Origin of the sequence: Streptomyces viridifaciens, assembly GCF_001888885.2 — a bacterium.
In the GTDB taxonomy this organism is placed as follows: Bacteria; Actinomycetota; Actinomycetes; order Streptomycetales; family Streptomycetaceae; genus Kitasatospora; species Kitasatospora aureofaciens.
Window position 1 is genome coordinate 160,678 of record NZ_CP090840.1, and the last position, 14,676, is coordinate 175,353.

Here is a 14,676-nt window from a genome sequence, read left to right on the forward strand (position 1 = left end):
TCTCGGCATCTGGCGGTCGGAACCACCCATGCCTGGAAGGGACGGGTGTCCACGAGGGCTGCGCGCAGACTCGCCCGCGACGCGCGGTTGATCTCAGCAGCGCGGTCAACGTTCCGGCGGCCGGTTCAGCGGATCAACGTGGGGGGATCAGAAATCCCGGCGGACGGGAGCCGTCATCCGCTCGGCCGCGGGGATATCCCGCCCTGCGGGATCCAGGGCGTTGTCTGCCTGAGGGTTGAGGAGGTAGGCCACGGCTGCTTCCAGGACAGAGACGTACCTGCGTAGATGTTCGATCTCGCTGTCGCCGCCTGAGGTCGGAACCACCCGGGTGTCCGGGAGGCCAGCAGCCGGCGTGTGCTGGCGGGCGGCCCGCTGGGCCGCCAGCTGTTGGAGAAGGTGAAGGTGCTCGGGGGCAAGCTCCGCCGGTTCCTCGCCGCCGGAGGGTGGGCCTTCTGTCTCAGGTTGCGTTCCTGCATTGGTTGCCACGTCAGTTCGCCGCCCTCAGGGATTCGATGGCCGCGGGTCGGCGCGCTCCTACGCGGGGGTGGGCAACGGGCAGGCAACGGCGGCCGGGGTGCATGCCTGTGGCCGCCGTGACCACCATGAGGGCACCGCCAAGGAACACGAAGGTCAGCACGCAGGCTGACAGCTGCGACAACGGGACCTCCTGCTGGGGCGCTTGTCCGGACACCGGTCTTCCTTATGGCATTTCGGGTCCTGTCTGCCCCGCAACCGGCTCGGTCTCAGTTCCCATGGGGCGGAATCTTTAGGGCGCGCTCCCGTAGGTGTCCCGTAGGGCGGGATGAGGGCGCCGGGCGCTGGCGCGCCAAGGCGTCAGGGAAGCAGGCTTGGCGTGCCCCTGCGGGATTGTGGGCTTGTCTGCAGAAATCAGGCCGATAGCGTGCGCGTGTGAATGAGAACTCAAGCGATCTGACGCACTGCGAGGTGCTGTCGCCGGCAAAGGCCTCGGCACTGCTGCGCACCCTGGTTGAGCGGCTTGCCCGCGGTGAGGCGGAGCACGTGCTGGTGGGGCGAGACGACACGCCCGAAGCCGTCCTGCTCCCTTTCGCCGACTACCGGCGTCTGTTGCAGGTCATGGAGGACGTGGACGCGAGGGAGCTGTCCGAGCGACTGTCCTTGGCACCGGAGCCGGGCCACGGAATTACGACGGAGGCATTGGAGGCGATGGTGACGGACGGTCTTGACGGGTCCAACCAGGTGCCCGGAGCGGGTCCGGCCGCGCGGGATGGCGGCTGACGACCTCTACCGCGGCGACCATCTCCCCCAGGTCGCCGCGGACATCCTGGCTCTGCCGACACGGCAATTGCAGCGGATCGCCGTCATCCGCATCGGGCAACTGACCCGGGGGGAGCTCAGCGGCGCAGCGTTGGAGGCGCGGCGCGGCTGGCCGGACCTGTCCGACTGCAGGAAGTTGTACTTCGACGTCCGCCAGGGCGGACTCGAGGTGGGACGCGGGTACACGCCTCAGTGGCGGATCGTCTACCGGCTTACGGACCCGCCACCGGGGCCGGACCAGCGGCTGCTTCTCCAGGTGGTCGCCGTCGGCGCGCGCCCGCGAGGGGCCGTCTATGTGGAGGCGGGCGACCGGCTCGGCCGCACGCCGCCGCAACGTACCCCGATACGCCAGCCCGCCGCACCCGACGCCGGCGCGCCGGCTCGGCGGAGTCTGGCTGAGGCGCAGCGGGCGGCGCTGGAGAGGGCTTCCCGCAGTGTGCGGTGGCGGTTGTGAGGCGCGGCGTCGGTGTGGTGAGCGGGTCTGCGGCTGGTGACTGTGTTCGGTGTGACCGTGACGGTGAGGCCTGGCCGGGCGAGTCGGGCCCTCAGTGACAACGATTCCTCCCGCAGGCGTGCGAGCCGGGCTCTCGGCTGCCCCAGGGCGCTTCGGCGCGGGCGCGCAGGGCAAGTCGACCGGCGCCGGTTTCCGTAGGGCGGGATATCGCCGCACTCGCGTAGGGTCGCTTCCCGCCGACGGGAATGCGGCCGTGCTGGGGCCGGGCTGCACCCGGGGACCGGACACTTTGGGTACTGCGCGGTGGCGCACGTCCCGCAGCCCCGAGTCCAGGCTGCGGCTGGCGGCCCGGCGCGGCTTCGGGCATCATCCGAGCCGACGGTGTTTCCCGACGGCGTCCCGGCAGGACCCCGGCTCGGCGGCCGGCTCGCGGTAGAGCTCCGGTGCGGCCGTTGGGGAACAACGGGCGCGGGCCAGCCGTCGTTTTGGGCAGCACGCCCAATCCGCAGCGGGGTAGACCTCACGCGCTCCCCCAGCTCCCCTCGTCATCGAAGGCGACATCACGCATGTCTGACATTCCTGCAGTCCTTGTAGCCGGCGCCGTTGCGGACCACGACCGGGCGCTTGGCACGATCAGCCAGGCCATACCGCTGTGCCGCACTGACGATGACGGCCAACCGGGCCTTGGGCCCATCCCTGTTGGGGCGTCTGCGGGCGGAACCATGCCTGCTGCGGGGGTGGTCGCCCTTTCACCTGCCGCGCTGCCCCAGGCAGCGCGGATGGCCAGGCAGCTGGGCATCGACGGCCCGTCGGAGCGCTCAGCCCAGGCCAGCACGCAATGGTCCACGGCACGCCAGCTCCTGCTGGCCGCCGGCATCGGCGATCCGCGCCTGGCCCACGTGGAAACGCTGCCCGAGGCGGTCGTGGCCGCCGCCGGCATCGGCTACCCGGTGCTGCTGCGTCCGGCTGTCAACCTGGGCCACCACGGCCAGGTCTGTGTACTCGATCGCTCGGGCCTGCAGACGGCCTGGGCCGCGGCCTCACAGGCGGCACGCGAAGTCCCCGGCCGCCCGGGCGGGATCGTGGTCGAGCCCTACCATCCCGGCTCCCGGATCTCTCTCCAGACGATGACCACAGACGGCCGGAGCACCGTCGTCGCGGCGGTCCACACCACCCTCGGCACCTTCCCGCCGCTCGTCCCGCTTCGTCACACCGTCGACTCCGAACCTGTGGAGCCCGAACTCGCCGCCCTCGCCACGCAGGCCATGGCCGCCATCGGCGCGGCCGACGGCTCCGGCCACGTCGACGTCGTCCTCACACCGTCCGGGCCGGAGGTGGTCGACATCGCGGCCACCGTCCCCTCCGCCTGCCTGACCGAATTGGTACGCCTGGCCACCGGCATCGACCTCGTCCTCGCAGCCGTCACCGTCGCCGCCGGTCACCGACCACTGCTGACTCCCGCTCACACCCGCAGCGCGTGCGAGGAACTCGTCCACGCCGAGACGGCCGGCCGACTCGAGCGCCGACAGATCGATCTGACCGCCGTCGAGGCCGACTGGTTCGTCGCCTGGGCGTGGGAGCAGCCGCTGGGAACCGACGTCGCGCCGCCGCCCGCGCACTCCTCGCTGCTGGCACGCTGCACTGTCACCGGCCCCACCCTCCAGGCGTGCCGGGCCAACGCCCGGCACGCCCGCGAGGCCCTCGCGGTCACCATCGCACCGCAGGCGCCGGCCGGCCGGTGACCGGGGGGCGGCCCCGCTCACAGCCGGGGCGGGACGGCCGGGCACCGGGGGCGTGTCTGCCGGACCGGCGCCAGGCCCGGTCATGGGCGGGAGAGACGAGTTCCCTCGGTCGCGCGGGGTCAGCCGCTGCCCGGCCCACCCGGGTCCGCCCGTTCATCTGCGGCCTCCTGGTCGGGCCGCGGCGACGGTGCGGCGTCCGGCTCCACCGGCCTGTGTCCGGTGTCCCAAGCCAGCTCCGGACACCGGGCACCGACGGGCCCGGCCGCCTCCCGCACCTCCGACTGCGCAGAACCCGCGACAAGGCGCTGGTAGTCCGCAAGCGGGAGCAGGACGGCTTCCGGTTCACCGTTGCCTCCCACGAGCAGATGCCGTGGACCACCGCTCGTCACTTGCTCGGCGAGGAGGCGCAGAGACGTCAGCATCGACGACACGTCGTTGTGCCAGTCTGCGCCTGGTGGAAGGATCCACACGATGCGGTGCCCTGACTCTGGATCCAGGCCTCTGAGCATCAGGAGGGTGATCTCACAGGGCCCCCATTCGGCGTGGTCGAGCAGGCGGGTGTCGCCACTGCCGTGGATGTACTCCTCGTTCCAGGCTTCCCTGCACAGGTCTGCGAGCACCGGGTCCTGGGCCGCGGCGGTTTCGACTTCCTGCTGCAGCCGCTTGAGGCCGTCGTCGGCCGGCCAGGTGAGCAGAGCCGCGCGGACCTGGCGCAGGACCGGCAGGGCCCATCCGCTGGCCCAGTTCAGCAGAACGGTGTCGCGGACGCGGGGCTCGGTGAGCACGTAGAGCACGACGTTGCTCGGTACGGGCCCGTCGCCCCAGACCCGCATCCATGCCTCGTTGTACTGTTCGACATCCCACCGCTTGTTCGAAACGTAGGCGGGATAGGGACTGGTGTTGAGTACCGCCTGCACGATGGCGGCGGAGGGGAAGTCGAGGGATCCCGACGGCGGTTCCTTGCCGGTGTTGAGCAGGAAGAGCGTGTACCGGTCGTGGGCGCTCATCCTCAGGACCCTGGCCAGGCGTTCCAGCACCTCGGTGTCGAGGGCCATGTCGTGGCCATTGCGCTCGAGAATGCCGTACCAGCGTGCGGAGAAACCGAGTTCGGCTGCCGCAACCTCCTGTGACATTCCCTCGCTGCGGCGCCCGCGTGTAGTGACGGCCATCTGAGCCTGACCGCACTTGACCGATCTACGGCATCGGACCAGCAGGGCCTGCCACTGTTCACCGCGGTCGGAGCCGACTGCTGGCCGCGGAGCAGGTTCCGTCGGCCGTTCGGCGTCACGCTCGGTCGGCATGGCCATCCCCCCCTACGTTTTAGCGTTTCACTGCTGCGCTGCGTCCGCCCCCGTGCCCCGCCCGTGCGCGCCCCGCTGCCCAGGCTCCCCGTCCTGGCCGGCAGCGGCTCCACCGGTGATCCGCTCTCCGTGCACGGAGTTGGGCCCGAAACGATACCGCGATCTACGACTCTGGCCGAACTTCCGGAAGTCCGCCTTCCTGGCCAGACTGCCCAAGTGTGGGCTACACCTTGTCCTACGGGGGCGTCGTGGCATTCTCGGCCCCCGGCCGACATCACTTCGCTCACAGACCTGGGGGACTGATGACCCGCCATACTCCGGCGGCGGAACCGACCCACGAGACCAGTCCGGACCGCAGCAGCTCGGCGGAGCGAGCCTTCTTGGTACTGCAGGCCATGGTGGAACTCGGCCCGGGAGCCCACTCCCTGGCCGTCGTGGTGGCCCGCACCGGGCTGTCCCGCAGTACCGCGCACCGCATGCTGCAGTCCGGGGTACGCGCCGGGACCTTCCTGCAGTCGACTTACGGCTACTATTCGATCGCCCAGGGCTCATCGCCCGGGAACATGGGGCCGGACCCCGTCACCGCCCTCGCGTGCGGCTCTCCCGCGGTCACGGAGGAACTGCGCCATCTCCAGATGCGCACGAACCAGGTCGTCGCCCTGCACAGTCAGCTGCTGCTGGCCACGCCGTCGCGGGTGTGCGTGGGCCTCGCTCACGGTAATCGGGCGGACTTCGTGACGGCTATGGCATCAGGACAGGCGGCCGCGGCCCTCAACGCCGCCCCCCTGCACACGGACGCGGCCGGGCTGGTGATCCTGGCCAACCTGGAAGAGCCGGGGCCGAGACCCGCGAACCCGGTCCTGCGCAAGGTCAAGATCCTCGGTCACGCCCGGACCCAGTCGCCGGTACCGGGCTGGGAGATGCTCGCGGTGCCGCTGTGGCGCGGGAGGGCGATCGTGGGGTCGGTGAGCCTGCTTGCGCCTCAGGCGTACCTGCACCGACGCTCGCAGCGGCTGATCGATGTCACGATGGACGCGGCAGCGGCTATCTCGCGGCGCCTGGACCACGCAGGGGTCCAGCGGCAGGTTCTGCCGCCTCTTGCTCAGGCGAGCTGAGTACCTGCCGCTGTTTGGTCCCTGGAGCCGGAGAATCCTGTGCTGCTCTTGCCCGGCCTTCGGCGCCTTCTCCGCGCGGGTGTGGACGCCCGTTGTGGTTGCGGAGTCAGGAGCGTCTTGAACTGACTTGCTGTGGGCCCGGTCCTGCGTCCGGGCCTTGGAGCGGCTGATACCCCGGTGTTGGAGCACCGGGAGCACCGTCTGCCCCATCTCGCTGTCGCGGATGGTCGAGTTGGAGCTCGACCGTCCGCGGCTTGGAGACCGGACCTCCCGTAGGAGCGGCCGGTCGCAGAAGCGCCCTCGTCACAGGGCGATCCCGCTGGTTGTGCTGAGCCCTGGAGTCATGCCAAGCCAGGGCTCTGTGCTGCCCCCACATCCCGTAGAGACATTCTGATGATGCCTGACGACACACCGATCTGTCACGCAGCGGCTGAGCGCTGCCCCGGTCCCGCCCGCAGGAACGCGATCCGTCCCCGGCTCTGCCGAAAGCCGCCGAATCATGGCACGCTCGTCCATTGCCTCTGCCCCGGTGCCGAATCCGCCTCCCTGGGTGCTGACGCGCGGGTCCTCCGCCTGCGGTGTGAACGGCCGGCCCTGTGACCGCCCACCTCCTTGATGGCAGCACTGAAACGCCTCAAACCGGTGCCCGGGTGTCCTCTCTCCCGCCCCTGCGACTGGAGGAGCCCATGCGGCGGCGGCTTCTGGCGGCCGTCTTGGCCGCGATCGGTGGAGCCGCGGCAGGCCTGCCGGACACCGACCGGCTGCTGCGTGTGGTCACCGTGGCTAAGGCGGAACTTGCTCGCAACTGCGCCACGTCGTCCACCTCGGCGGAGCTAGGCCGGTGGCTCGGGGTGTCGGCGTCAGCGGTCCAGCAGTCTCTGGACCGCCAGCGGGAGGCCGGCACGATCATCACCCGTCCCCGACTTGCGGCCAACGGACGGGTCGTCGGCCTCTTCATCGGTGTACCCGAGCAGATCGCAGCCCGGACCAACCGCGACATCCAGCACCCCCTGTTCCTCGAACGCCCGGCCCTGGCCACCCTTCTGCGCCTGATCGAGTACCTTTTCGCCCCGGGCTGGAGGCACGCCGACGGTGGCGTGACGGAGCCGGGCCTTCTCGCGGACCGTACGGGCAAGGGCGCGCCGTCCGACCGACTGGCGATACTCCTGCTGACCCTGCAGGCCCGGACGAACGGCACGGTCCGCCTGTGCAGCGGGCGGGTCGACGGGCGCGGTCGCCCTGCCGCGACCTTGGCCCGATTGCTCGGCAACCGCTGGACGTCGGCCGGTGCGGCCGGTGTCCTGCGCCGCCTTACGGACTGTGATGCGATCTGCCTGGTCCGAGCCCAGACCCGCAGCAGCCTTCGCAACCGTGGCGGCATCCTCATACCCGACGTCAAGGCCCAGTGGCGGGCCGCCCGCACCACTGCCGGGGCGAACGCCGGTCCTGGCATGCCGCTTCAGCTCCGCCACTCCCCCACGTCGTCCCTGGCCACGGTCTGCCCGTCCCGTCGGCGCCGCGCAGACGCAGACAACGCCGCTGCTGGCCACCTTCACGCTTCTCACACCCAGGTGGTTCATGAGGGAGGTGATGGCGATGTCGTTGATGGCTTTTCCGGCGAAGCCGAGATTCGGGTTCCCACCGTTGCCGGTGGTCCGCGTGTGCGCGCGAGGAATCACCTGCCGACCGCTGGGGCGCCATCGGGCAGGGTCGACCCTGCGGGTCAGGTCCCCGCGGGCCCGGAGGCCGCGCCTTCTCACCGGCGGCAGCGAGCACCGCGACTGCTGCTGTCCGAGACTGTCCACCGGGTCCTGCGCGAGGTTCCCGTGCTGCTGGCCCGCATGAACCCCTGGGAGCAACGCGAGGCCGCCCGTGCGGCCGGCGACGCGGTGCGGGACGCGGACGGTGACGTGGACCGGGTTGTCAGGCGTCTGCGGTTCCGGTACGCGACCACCGAACGGATCGCCAGCCCTTACGGGTGGCTGACCGACTACGGTTTGGTCCGGCGCAGCGACTGCGGTCAGCCGGCCTGCGAAAGCGGTATCGACCTCTCGACCGGTGCCCGATGCGTGCCGTGCAGCTACCTCGCCGAAGGCCAGCGTGCCCGAAACACTGGCACGTCACCTGCCCAGCCAAGCCGCCCTATCACACCGCCAGTTGGCGTGGACCCAGTCATGGAATCCGGCCCGGCCCCGCAACGACATGCGCCACGTCGCGGCACTTGCCCACGATGCTCAACCGCCGCCGAGCTCGGCACAGACGGTCTGTGTGGGGAGTGCGATCTCGCCCAGGTCATCAGCTCCGTTCAACAGCTCCTGATCGAGGACTCAGCGCAACCCGGTGAGCAACTCCCGAGCAGCTTCACCCGCACCGATCGGGTGATGGAGGTCGCCACACGGGCCCGCAACGAAGCCCAACGGGCGGGGCTCCTACCACCCGGTGCGCGCGCCAGCGTGCGCCTGGCTGTCCAGACCTATCTGCTCGACAGGAATCTTGGCTTGAGTATGTGCACCAGGGTCGGCGTCCATCGCTGAATACGTAGAGTCGTATCCTCACCCGGTACTCCGGATGCCCAGCCGGTATCCGGAGTCCGGCCAGGGACTCGGTGATCTGCTGGAAGCCTTCGCGGACGCCCCTGTCGGGCGCCGGCCCTGTGGCGGCGGGCTGGGGTGGTCACCGAGCCGCCTCAATCAAGCCGAGGACCGCGGAGGTGGGGGCATAGGTCGCCGGAGGCGCGGTAGAGGTTCTGGACGGCGGCGCCCTGGATTTCGCCATTGCGAGCGGCCGTGCGCACACGTCCGTGACTACCTCGCACACCACGACAGTGTCAACGCCGCGGTCCGTAGGCCAGGTCGGCCAGCGAGCACAGGCCGGGGAAGAGGGCGCTGCCGGCGTCCTTACCAACGAGCCAGGTCGCGATCCTCATCGGCAGGGAACTACAGGCCTGAGGCGCCCAGCGAGCGACCCGCTGCCGCCGGAGGTGAGGACAAGCTGCGCAGACTGCGGGCCGTAGGACTCCTCGTGTGAGCACTCGACCGACCGGATCGCGGCAGCACCCATGCCACCGCTTCGGCAGCCACAGCCCACCTGACCGGCCGGGAGATCTCCGCACTGCTAATGAGAAGCCCAAGGCCCCGCGACCCTGCCTTGCAGCGGCAACCGGCCGCTCCCGCGGCATCCCCCGGACCTGGGCGCCCGGCACCCCGCTGTTCGAGGCGATCTGCGGCCGCCGTAGCAGGCTTGGAAGCTGGACCGGCTGCTGTTCCCGGCTGGTAGCTAACTGAGGTGGCCGCGTCAGGCCTTCAGCGGGCCGACGGCGGGTCAGGGGGCATTGCCGTGGACGATCGTGCCGGGGTAGTGCGCATTGATGTAGACGCGCGCGGCCTGGAGGTCGCCGACGACACCGACCGTGGTGGTGTGACCGTCCGGCGCGAGGCCGGTCTGGAACACCTGAAAGCCAGGCTGGTCGAGGCCCTGGAGTTCACCTTCGAGCTCGTAGTCGTGGCCGCGCCGATAGACCAGGTCGGAGGTGATGTGGCCGCGCACGACCTCGGTCTGGCCGGGGAAGCGCTGGTCAAGGACTCGGCGGGCGGCCTGGAGGTCGCCGATCACTTCGACCCTCTGTACCCGGTGGCCCGGGTTGGCGCCGACGGTGTTCACGTGCCAGGTCGCCGGGCCGACACCGGCCTGGTAGATGGCCTGCTGGAGGTCGGCTAGCTCCTGCCCGCTGGGTCCGGCGCTCTGGGCGGCGGCCGCGCCGCACGCGATAGCCAGAACTGAGAGGGTGGCCACGAGCCGGCCGGTGAGCGCGATGTCCACGGCGCCCCTTCCTTTCGTGCTGTCGGTCAGGCGATGGACAGGCCGAACCTGTCGATGACCGGCGAGATCGGGGTGTACAGGACGGTGTCGTAGCAGATCGTTCTGGCCGCTGTCGGGCTGCAGACGGCCTTCTGGCCGCCGCCGGCGACGATAATGCCGCGGGCCTGCATGTCCTCACCGCCGTTGATGCTGGCGAAGACCGGGCCACCGCTGTCGCCCTGGGCCACCGCAACGGTGCCGGAGTCGGTGCGTTCGGCGACATCCATATCCTTGTGCCAAGTTCCTTCGACACTGGCCGCGTACTCGGTCTGGGTGACCTTCAGTCCGCAGTGCACGCCCGACATCGCCCCGCTCCCGCATACGAGGCCCCCGACAGAATTGTGTCCAGCGCCAAAGACACGCTTGGAGTACCCAGAGGCGTTGTCCCACGCGCCGTCGTAGAAGCGACCGCTCGGGGTGCCGTTGGTGTTGATGACGGTGATGTCGAGCCCGGTGTCAGCATCGGACGCAGCGCCGATCACCGTCCCGGTGCCGGTCTTGTACGTGCCGGAGGTCCCGCAGTGCGCGGCGGTGAGCAGGACCGGTGTCTTGTCGCGCCAGGCGCCGAACCCGGAGGTGCAGAAGGCGTTGCCCGGTGTCGTGAGTTCGGCGCCGGCGCTCCAGGGATTGGCGTCGGAGTGCCGGGTCGCAGTGGCTGCCGGGGCTGTGGCAGGGGCGGCAGTGACCGGGACACCGGCGATATCGGCGGCGCGCGCGGCAACCCGCTCGCCAGTGAGCATACGGTGGCCGCCGTTGATGGCGGGGGTGTAGGTGACGGTCAGCCCGGTGCCCTCTGGAGCGGGCCCGACCCCGTTCCACACCGCATCAGCCTCGCCGCGTGCAGCAGCTACTACAAGCCGGTCCCGCGCTTCGCACAGCTCCTGAAGGGTGTAGGGCGCCTGCCGGACCGTTGCGATAATCCCTGCAGGGGGGTGCGCCAGCACGTTGCTGACGCGCTCGGGCACGTCACCGTGCCAGAACAGCGTCAGGAGACCCAGCCCGGGGTCGATGGTGTGCCCCGCGTAGCCGGCAACCGTCACGCGCCGGTGTTCAGGCACTCCGGTGACGGCGTCAGCGAACTGCTCCAGAGCCGTCTGACGCCCCAACACCCGGTGATCCACGACGCCGACCTGGCGGTGGGCGGCATCCCCCACCGATGGTGCGGCCGCGTGGCCGGGCGCCGCGGGGAGCAGGGCGAGCACGGCGGCCCCGACATGAAGCGACCTCCTGATACGCACTCGCCCAGTACTCCATGGCGCGCACCCCCGCCGCCAGCACACGCCCGTCCTGTCACCCGCATGGGTGACGACGCGAGGGATGGCACCGAGCCGCCCGGCCGCGGCCGTCGTCCCGGGCCAGTGGGCATGCCAGCCAGGGCGGGACCGGCCCGGTGGCAAGCGGCACCGGCACCTCGGGGGCCGGGCGCACCGGCCTCCTCCGGTCGCGTCGCACCGGCGCGGCGGCGAGGCGCTCGCGGAACAGCCGCGGCGCGCTGGCGACGTCACGGTCACAGCGGCAGCACCCAGTGAGGGCCCGGGCCTTCGATGACGCGCTGCTCCTGGTCGGTCAGCTCCAACCGGTAGGCGTCCGGCCGTCTGGCAGCGGCCCAGCGCTCGCGGATGTCCTCGGCGAGCTGCCACAGGGCGCGCAGTCCCCCTCGGTGACGGTGTCTCCGCCCGGGGTGAAACGCCCCGCTCAGATGTCCGTTGCACCCGGATAGTGGCGACGAAGTTCGCTGAGTACGCGCTCGTCGACAGCCCTGACGTCCCACAACGAGCTGTCTACCTCGGTCAGGATGACCATCAGCTTGTCCTCGGCGGAGCCACGCGCTTCGGCGTCGATCAGTTGGAGGAAGGGGGTAGTCAGCGACAACAGCGTCAACGTGTCCATGCCGCCGTCGACCGAAAGTCTCTCCATCTCGACACAGCGAGGATCGACGATTTCGTCGCATTCGACGCGCCACGTCAGGTCCAGACCCAAGCTGCCGAGGCGCACCAGCAGTTCAGCCAGAGTCACGTAGCGCTTTCCGTGCCAGGCAGGAAACGTGATGCCCTTCATCCCACCTCTGCTTCGGCTGTATCGCGTGACAAGTGACCCCCTTCGTTGAGCAGCAAACACTAGCGGCTGGCCCTGACTAGCCCGCGCGACCAATCGGACAGCCCCTGATATGTAGGGCGTTTTGTCAAGCGGTGCAGGGTGGCTTCGCCCCCGAAGTGGCGGGATGGGGGCTGGTGGGGGTCCTGGGGTGGGGTGCGTGCCATGGCGACGCAGCAGCGGCCCAGCGCTCGTGAACGTCCTCGGCGAGCTGCCACAGGGCATGCGAGCCCCATCGTTCCTGGGGCTCGCCAGTGGCACCGTACGCCGCGCAGAGGTGGGCCGCCGCCCCCGACTTGATGTCAGTGCTGGCCAATAGGTTGTCGCGTATGACCTCCGCACGCACTACCGCCAGTCACATGAGGACGATCAGGCCGATTACCGGCCCCGGCCGTATCACCGAGCTCCGCACTCACGTCGGCGCTGCGCCCGTCAGGGTCGTTCCACTCTGGGCAGCGCCCTGTGCGCTCGCCCCGCAGGGCCGGGCGAAGCGCTGAGGCGCCCGAACGCGGTCACAGGCCGGGCATGGCCGTCGCGGTCGGAAGTCTGGGCCAACATCGGTGGCGGTACCTGCCACGTACTACTTTGGCTCGTCATGGCCGCGCGCTCCGTTTAGGCAGTGATGTCCTGGCTGCCGCGTACTGATCTACATTCAATTCGGGTTGGGAGCACGGTCGCCGGTGCAGCGTGCTACTGGCCTGGTGCCGCCACGCCCGCCGACCGGGCCGCGTGATCGGCAAGGTAGCGCCGAAGCCCGTCGTTCACCGCCCCCGGATCCGGCTCGGCGGGGGCGGTGTGCTGGTCGATGGTGGACACCTGGTTCCTCTCAGTCGGGGGAGGGGGTGTGCGTGCCCGGTGCCGGGCGGCGCTGCTGTTCAGGGACGATCCGGCGGAGGGAAGGGCAGACCGAGGGCGTCCAGCCGGACCATGACCGTGCGGACCCGGCCGCTGGGCAGAACTCGCGCCGGTAGGGAACGCGGCGTCGTCGCCGTCCGGGACGGCGACGCCCTCATCCGTGACCGGTTTTCCGCCCGACACGGCCCGCATCTGCTGCGCGGCCTCGGCGGGGCGCTGCGCTGACGGGTCGGGCAGGCGGCTGTGGCGGCCGGCCACGCTCACACGGTGTCGGCGGCGAGCGAACCGGAGCAGGCGGTGGTGCGCTGCGCGGCCAGTAGGACTGCCACAAGGGTGCCGGCCTCGGTGATCCGACCGTCGCCGCACATCTCCACAGCCTGCTCCAAGGGCACCCAGTGCAGCTCCATGTCAGCCTCGCTCGCGTCCCGGTGGTGCTCGCCGACGCTCAGTCCCCGGGCGAGGTACAGGTGCTCGCGGGTGCGCGCGCCGGCGGGCATCCGCCACATCATCGTCAGCGGCTCGACCTCGGTGGCGCGGATGCCGGCCTCCTCGGCCAGTTCCCGGCGCGCGGCCGCCATGGGCTCCTCGCCTGGTTCGCATCCGCCGCCGGGGCACATCAGCAGCCGCTGGCCGCAGACGTAGACGGACTCCTCCACCAGGGCAATCCGGCCCCGGTCGTCGAGGGCCACGACGCGCACGCCGTCGACGGACTCGGTGTACTCGTAGGTCCCCGTGGTCCGGTCGGCGCGCAGGACCTCGTCGCGGCGTACCACCAGCCGGGCTCCCGTGTACTGGGTGGTCGATGAGACCGTGGTCCAACCGTCGATCATGCCGACTTCTCCTTCAGACTGTGCTGCGTTGGTGGGAGCCCCGTGGTTGCTCGGTGAGCGAGGTAGGCGCTGAGCTGCATTGGGTCGTCCTCGACGCCGGCGGGGGCGCCGTCCAGCCAGGTCATTCAGCTGCAGAGCGAGGAGCCGGCTGCCGTCGGAGACGGTTAGGTCGGGGCCGAGGCGGTTGTAGGCGAACCAGGTGAGCTGGTGGTCGGGCTGCTCGGTGGCCGCAGACGCGGTGGCCACGAGGGCCAGGTGGAGGTGGTCGACGTGGGTGTGCGGGGTGTTGGTGTGGCCGTCGGGGTTCGCGCCGCCCTCGCAGATCCACCACGGAGCGGGAACCAGGCGGTGGGGGAAGCCGACAGGAGCGGGCGCCGCGGGCCCAGGAATGAGGCGGGCCTTGTGGCCGGTCTCCTCCAGGATCGCGGTGCCCGGTACGTCGTCGGGCGGGCGAGTCAGGCCCGCGAACCGGCCGACCTCCACCAGGCGCTCGCCGTCGGGGCGCAGCGCGAGCGCGGCGACCTCGGTCGGTTCCGCCGGGCGCCCCGCGGGGGTGAGCCCTTCGAAGTCGATGACGATCAGGGTGAGGTCGTTGAAGCGCGGGTCCTGAAGCAGTTCCTTCACGCCGCGCCCCCTCATCGGGCAGCTGGCCGTGTACCGGGCCGGATCGCGGCCGGGGCGGTTCGAAACCGAGTAGTAGCAGGCGTGGCCGGACAGCAGCAGAAGCCGCCGGTAGGACAAGGACCCATCGGGCAGCCGCAGCCGCACCGCGACGTTCGCCGGTGCCTGGTGCGGCGCGCCGGGGTGCTGGTAGGTCCCGTCATGGACGAACACGCTCCCGCGCTTCACGAAGATCACGTTGTGCTTCGGGCGCCGCAGGTTCGCGGTCACCACGTTCTCGTACGCGTCCATCCCCAGCGCCTCGGCCGCCACTTCGGCGTCCGAGGGTATGCCCTTGGCCGGGTCGCCAGGCTGGGCCTCCTGCCAGAGGATGATCTCCGGCGCCGGGTGAGGGATTGGATGAAGGTGATGGCTTCGCCGCGGTGCCAGCCGTGCTGGATGTTGTGCAGCCCAGGATCCGGACCGTTTCCGGGATCGTGCTGGCCTCGCTGCTGCTGGTGTCGGACAACG

Annotated in this window: 12 protein-coding genes; 6 read left to right on the forward strand and 6 right to left on the reverse strand. The window is 70.5% G+C overall.

Annotated features, from left to right (window positions below):
* The first annotated feature begins 909 nt into the window (after positions 1-909).
* The 3 genes from BOQ63_RS00595 to BOQ63_RS00605 all read left to right on the forward strand — a co-directional run bounded on the left by BOQ63_RS00595 (position 910) and on the right by BOQ63_RS00605 (position 3,492).
* Entirely contained in the window at positions 910-1,257 is a 348-nt protein-coding gene (locus tag BOQ63_RS00595; RefSeq protein WP_143174568.1) for a hypothetical protein, read from the forward strand.
* Positions 1,247-1,750 carry a hypothetical protein gene (locus BOQ63_RS00600; protein WP_072653019.1) on the forward strand — a complete coding sequence of 168 codons (504 nt, stop codon included), beginning with the start codon at positions 1,247-1,249 and terminating at the stop codon, positions 1,748-1,750. The genes BOQ63_RS00595 and BOQ63_RS00600 overlap by 11 nt, the downstream gene beginning before the upstream one ends.
* Before the next feature lie 779 nt (positions 1,751-2,529).
* Complete coding sequence (locus BOQ63_RS00605) at positions 2,530-3,492, forward strand: ATP-grasp domain-containing protein (protein WP_072653020.1); 963 nt, start codon at positions 2,530-2,532, stop codon at positions 3,490-3,492.
* Between the two features lie 119 nt (positions 3,493-3,611).
* Here the strand turns inward: BOQ63_RS00605 and BOQ63_RS00610 are convergent, their stop codons facing one another.
* Positions 3,612-4,661, reverse strand: a complete 1,050-nt coding sequence (locus BOQ63_RS00610; protein WP_499503226.1) for a helix-turn-helix domain-containing protein — start codon at positions 4,659-4,661, stop codon at positions 3,612-3,614.
* Positions 4,662-5,095: 434 nt separating this feature from the next.
* Between BOQ63_RS00610 and BOQ63_RS00615 the strand changes: the two genes are divergently transcribed.
* Positions 5,096-5,908, forward strand: coding sequence for a helix-turn-helix domain-containing protein (locus BOQ63_RS00615; protein WP_072653022.1), 813 nt, complete (start codon positions 5,096-5,098; stop codon positions 5,906-5,908).
* A 686-nt stretch (positions 5,909-6,594) separates the two neighbouring features.
* Positions 6,595-8,442 carry a hypothetical protein gene (locus BOQ63_RS00620; RefSeq protein WP_072653023.1) on the forward strand — a complete coding sequence of 616 codons (1,848 nt, stop codon included), beginning with the start codon at positions 6,595-6,597 and terminating at the stop codon, positions 8,440-8,442.
* A gap of 787 nt (positions 8,443-9,229) precedes the next feature.
* On the opposite strand, the gene BOQ63_RS00625 is transcribed toward BOQ63_RS00620, so the two are convergent.
* From BOQ63_RS00625 to BOQ63_RS00640, 4 genes are all read right to left on the reverse strand, one after another.
* Positions 9,230-9,727 (reverse strand): hypothetical protein, encoded by a 498-nt coding sequence (locus BOQ63_RS00625; RefSeq protein WP_072653024.1) that lies wholly within the window; start codon positions 9,725-9,727, stop codon positions 9,230-9,232.
* A 26-nt stretch (positions 9,728-9,753) separates the two neighbouring features.
* Positions 9,754-10,968, reverse strand: coding sequence for a chymotrypsin family serine protease (locus tag BOQ63_RS00630; RefSeq protein WP_143174569.1), 1,215 nt, complete (start codon positions 10,966-10,968; stop codon positions 9,754-9,756).
* A gap of 493 nt (positions 10,969-11,461) precedes the next feature.
* On the reverse strand, positions 11,462-11,824 hold the full coding sequence (locus tag BOQ63_RS00635; protein ID WP_072653026.1) for a hypothetical protein: 363 nt from the start codon (positions 11,822-11,824) through the stop codon (positions 11,462-11,464).
* 726 nt (positions 11,825-12,550) lie between these two features.
* Positions 12,551-12,676 (reverse strand): hypothetical protein, encoded by a 126-nt coding sequence (locus tag BOQ63_RS00640; RefSeq protein WP_454129492.1) that lies wholly within the window; start codon positions 12,674-12,676, stop codon positions 12,551-12,553.
* A gap of 111 nt (positions 12,677-12,787) precedes the next feature.
* Here BOQ63_RS00640 and BOQ63_RS00645 point away from each other — a divergent pair, with 111 nt between their 5' ends.
* Positions 12,788-12,940, forward strand: a complete 153-nt coding sequence (locus BOQ63_RS00645; RefSeq protein ID WP_167395617.1) for a hypothetical protein — start codon at positions 12,788-12,790, stop codon at positions 12,938-12,940.
* A gap of 35 nt (positions 12,941-12,975) precedes the next feature.
* On the opposite strand, the gene BOQ63_RS00650 is transcribed toward BOQ63_RS00645, so the two are convergent.
* Entirely contained in the window at positions 12,976-14,457 is a 1,482-nt protein-coding gene (locus tag BOQ63_RS00650) for an NUDIX domain-containing protein (RefSeq protein WP_454129494.1), read from the reverse strand.
* Between the last annotated feature and the right edge of the window lie 219 nt (positions 14,458-14,676).

Excerpts from the sequence above, each read along its gene's own strand:
- BOQ63_RS00600 (WP_072653019.1), top strand. The coding sequence starts at position 1,247 with ATGGCGGCTGACGACCTCTACCGCGGCGACCATCTCCCCCAGGTCGCC.
- BOQ63_RS00605 (WP_072653020.1), top strand. The coding sequence starts at position 2,530 with ATGGCCAGGCAGCTGGGCATCGACGGCCCGTCGGAGCGCTCAGCCCAG.
- BOQ63_RS00610 (WP_499503226.1), bottom strand. The coding sequence starts at position 4,661 with ATGGCCGTCACTACACGCGGGCGCCGCAGCGAGGGAATGTCACAGGAG.
- BOQ63_RS00615 (WP_072653022.1), top strand. The coding sequence starts at position 5,096 with ATGACCCGCCATACTCCGGCGGCGGAACCGACCCACGAGACCAGTCCG.
- BOQ63_RS00620 (WP_072653023.1), top strand. The coding sequence starts at position 6,595 with ATGCGGCGGCGGCTTCTGGCGGCCGTCTTGGCCGCGATCGGTGGAGCC.
- BOQ63_RS00635 (WP_072653026.1), bottom strand. The coding sequence starts at position 11,824 with ATGAAGGGCATCACGTTTCCTGCCTGGCACGGAAAGCGCTACGTGACT.
- BOQ63_RS00645 (WP_167395617.1), top strand. The coding sequence starts at position 12,788 with ATGACCGTGCGGACCCGGCCGCTGGGCAGAACTCGCGCCGGTAGGGAA.
- BOQ63_RS00650 (WP_454129494.1), bottom strand. The coding sequence starts at position 14,457 with ATGGACGCGTACGAGAACGTGGTGACCGCGAACCTGCGGCGCCCGAAG.